The organism is Psychrobacter sp. 1U2 (assembly GCF_051847575.1).
The window spans coordinates 1-647 of sequence record NZ_JBPYDC010001271.1; the positions used below are offsets into that span (position 1 = coordinate 1).

The following is a 647-nucleotide window of genomic DNA, read 5'->3' on the forward strand; positions in this document are numbered from 1 at the left end:
TCGCGCTTGGCTATCCTGAGCGGCTGGCGGGATTGATGACCTTATCTACGTATTTGGCAACCGATGATCACATTGACTATAGCACTGCTAATAAAGAGATACCGATATTGATCGAACACGGTACTCACGATCCAGTCGTTCCTGTAATTTTGGGTCAGCAAGCACAGCAATTGTTATCAGACAAGGGATATGACGTTGAATATAATACTTATCCAATGGCGCATCAGGTCTGTATGCCGCAAATACAAAATATTGGTAAATGGCTAAATGAAGTCTTGGCTTAAAGGCCAAAAAGCAACAAAATATCAAAGCCAGTCAGGTAATTTGACTGGTTCTCCCTATAGTCATTGTGAGCTTGTGATTAATGAATTGGGCGAGCAACGTTACGATTGTATTAGCTCAAGTCATCGCGATGGTAGACTGCGACGTAAGACGATTTATATGGAGCCTAGCCACTGGGTGTTGATTCCAGTTATGTGTGATATTGACTATGCCATACGTTGGTTCAACAAACGTAAAAGCCTTAAATACGACTATTTGGCTTTGATTAGAACTATAATTCCAGGGTTTTATAATCCTGAGTACCGATTGTTCTATTCTGAAGCATGCGCTGATATGTTAGAGCTGGTCGATCCAGCAAGTTATGG

2 protein-coding genes are annotated in these 647 nt (G+C 41.6%); both read left to right on the top strand.

The window, feature by feature from the left end; translation table 11 throughout:
• A partial coding sequence (locus tag ACS8FD_RS21590) for an alpha/beta hydrolase (protein ID WP_439277380.1) occupies nt 1-284 on the top strand: 284 nt, incomplete at its 5' end.
• A 40-nt stretch (nt 285-324) separates the two neighbouring features.
• Nucleotides 325-647: hypothetical protein (locus ACS8FD_RS21595; protein ID WP_439277381.1), on the top strand; the 323-nt coding region annotated here is incomplete at its 3' end.